This window comes from Streptomyces sp. URMC 127 (assembly GCF_051386535.1).
In the GTDB taxonomy this organism is placed as follows: domain Bacteria; phylum Actinomycetota; class Actinomycetes; order Streptomycetales; family Streptomycetaceae; genus Streptomyces.
Genome location: NZ_JBPQTW010000393.1, coordinates 1 through 2,741, shown reverse-complemented (window position 1 = coordinate 2,741; position 2,741 = coordinate 1). Strand labels below are relative to the sequence as shown.

Genomic DNA, 2,741 nt, shown 5'->3' with positions numbered 1-2,741 from the left:
CAGCGGCACCGACCCGGAGGAACGATCATGGCTGCGGCACGCGAGGGCCTGCCCGAAGGCCGCTACGGCCGCTCGGCGGCCCACTCCTGGAAGCGGGTGACCTGGGCGCGGGCGATGCGTTCCGGGCCGGGGCTCCAGAGGGGCTCCGGCCGGCCGGCGTGCTGCGGTGCGGTGGTCATGACTGCTCCCGGGCTCCTGCGCGTCGTGGGCGGCGCCGCGCACGGCCGGGTGGGCGCGCGGCGCGGCTGAGCAGGACGATGCCACGTGATCGACTCCTGCACCAGAGCCGGTGGCGTACGTCTCGTTCCCGCCGCGGCGGGCGGGGGCGGGCGCTGTCCGGTCGTCCCTGCGCGGGTGAACGCCGTCTGAACGCGGGGCGCCGGCGGGTGTGCGGGTGGCAGGCTGAGCAGCATGGATGCGCGTGATCTGCTGCGGTTAGTGGGGATGGTCCGGACGGCGCGCGGGGTGCGTTCCCTGCGGTCGGCGCTGCGGCGGCGGTGCACGGACAGAGCGGGGCTGCCGCGGCCGGGTGCGGAGCGGGCGCGGGTGCCGGGTGCGGCGCAGGGGGCCGATCCCCTGCCGGGCGGCGGGGTGGTGCACTTCGCGCGGTCGTCGCTGCGGGTGCGGGTGACGGCGGGCGGCGCGGTCTTCTGCGGCTGGGACGGGGCGGTGCCGGAGCCGTCGTACGCCCTGGCCGGGGCGGGTCCGGAGGCGGACGAGCGGGCGGTGCTGGAGCCGGACACCGAGGGCGGCTGGCGGGTGGTGTCGGAGCGGGTGCTGGTCGTGGTGGGCCGGCACGGCACGGTGGAGGTGCGGACGCCGGGCGGGGTTCTGCTGCGGCGTGACCTGCCGCCGCGCTGGTGGGAGCCGGCGGGCCCGGCGGACGCGGCGCCGGGTGAGCGGCGGGGCGGGGCGCGCTGGGCGGTGCGGTCGGAGGTGCCGGCGGACGCGCGGTTCTTCGGGCTGGGCGGCCGGTCGGCGGGTCCGCGGCTGCGGGACGGCTCGTACCGGCTGTGGAACACCGATCCGTCCCGTCCCTTCGAGCCGGGTGACGATCCGCTGTACATCACGATGCCGGTGCAGCTGGTGGTGGCGGACGCGGGGACGCACCTGGTGTTCCACGACAACTCGTGGGACGGGCGGGTCACGCTGGCGGAGGGCGAGGAGGGGGCGGGCTCGGGCCATGACCGGCCGGGGCGCTGCGAGGTGCGGATGGACGGCGGCCCGCTGCGCTCGTGGGTGCTGGTGGGGACGCCTGCGCGGGTGCTGCACGGCTGGTCGGTGCTGACGGGGAGCGCCGCGGTGCCGCCCGTGTGGGCGCTCAGGCACCATCACGCGCGCTGGGGCTTCGGCAGCGAGCAGGAGGTGCGCCGGGTGGTGGCGGGGTACGCGGAGCGCGGGCTGCCGCTGTCGGCGCTGCACCTGGACATCGACCACTACCGGGGGCACCGCGTGTTCACGGTGGACCGGGAGCGGTTCCCCGATCTGCCGGGGCTGGCGGCGGAGCTGCGGGAGAAGGGGGTGCGGCTGGTGTCGATCGTGGATCCGGCGGTGAAGGCCGAGCCGGGCCAGTGGGTGTTCGACAGCGGTGCGGCCGCCGACGCGTTCGTGCGGGACGGCCGGGGGCGGCGGGTGCGGGGCGAGGTGTGGCCGGGCGAGTCGGTCTTCCCGGACTTCACGGATCCGCGGGTGCGCAAGTGGTGGGGCGGGCTGTACGGGGAGCGGCTGGCGCAGGGCTTCTCGGGGGTGTGGCACGACATGAACGAGCCGGTGTCCTTCGCGCCGTTCGGGGATCCGTCGCTGCCGCTGTCGGCGCGGCACTCGCTGGAGGGCCGCGGCGGCGACCACCGCGAGGCGCACAACGTGTACGGCCTGTCCATGGCGCGGGCGGGTTACGAGGCGCTGCGCGAACTGCAGCCGGGAGAGCGGCCGTTCCTGTTCTCGCGCTCGGGCTGGGCGGGCATGCAGCGCTACGGCGGCACGTGGTCGGGCGACGTGGCGACGGGCTGGCCGGGGCTGCGGGCGTCGCTGGCGCTGGTGCTGGGCCTGGGGCTGTGCGGGGTGCCGTACTCGGGGCCGGACGTGGGGGGCTTCTCGGGCTTCCCGTCGCCCGAGCTGTTCGTGCGCTGGTTCCAGCTGGGCTCGTACGTGCCGCTGTTCCGCACGCATTCGGCGATCACGGCGGGGCGGCGGGAGCCGTGGGAGTTCGGCGGGGAGGCGCTGGAGCACGCGGGGGCGGCGCTGCAAGAGCGGATGCGGCTGCTGCCGTACTTCGTGACGCTGGCGCACCTGGCGCAGCGCACCGGTGCGCCGTACGTGCGGCCGGTGTGGTGGCGTTCGCCGGAGGACCGGGCGCTGCGGGACTGCGAGGACGCGTTCTTGCTGGGCGATGCGCTGCTGGTGGCGCCGGTGCTGGAGCAGGGGGCGGACCGGCGGGCGGTGCGGCTGCCGCGCGGGCTGTGGTACGACACGGCGACGGGCCGGGCGCACGAGGGGCCGGGGCAGGTGCTGCTGGACGCGCCGCTGTCGCGGATCCCGGTGCTGGCGCGGGCCGGGTCGGCGATCCCGGTGCGGGGGGAGGCCGCCGGTTCCGTGGAGCTGGAGGTGTGGGCTCCGGCTCCGGGCCGTACGGGCGGCGGCGTCTTCGTGCCCGACGCGGGGGACGGCCGGCAGGTGCCGGAGGTGGTGCGGTTCATGACGTCCCTGCGGGACGGGAAGGTCGTGGTGGAGCGGGAGGGGGC

1 protein-coding gene is annotated in these 2,741 nt (G+C 76.9%); it reads left to right on the top strand.

Going from position 1 to position 2,741, the window contains the following annotated elements; all coding sequences use genetic code 11:
* Positions 1-411 precede the first annotated feature (411 nt).
* Positions 412-2,741, top strand: a 2,330-nt coding sequence (locus ACSNOH_RS34350) for a glycoside hydrolase family 31 protein (RefSeq protein WP_436725371.1), incomplete at its 3' end; no start/stop codon positions are given.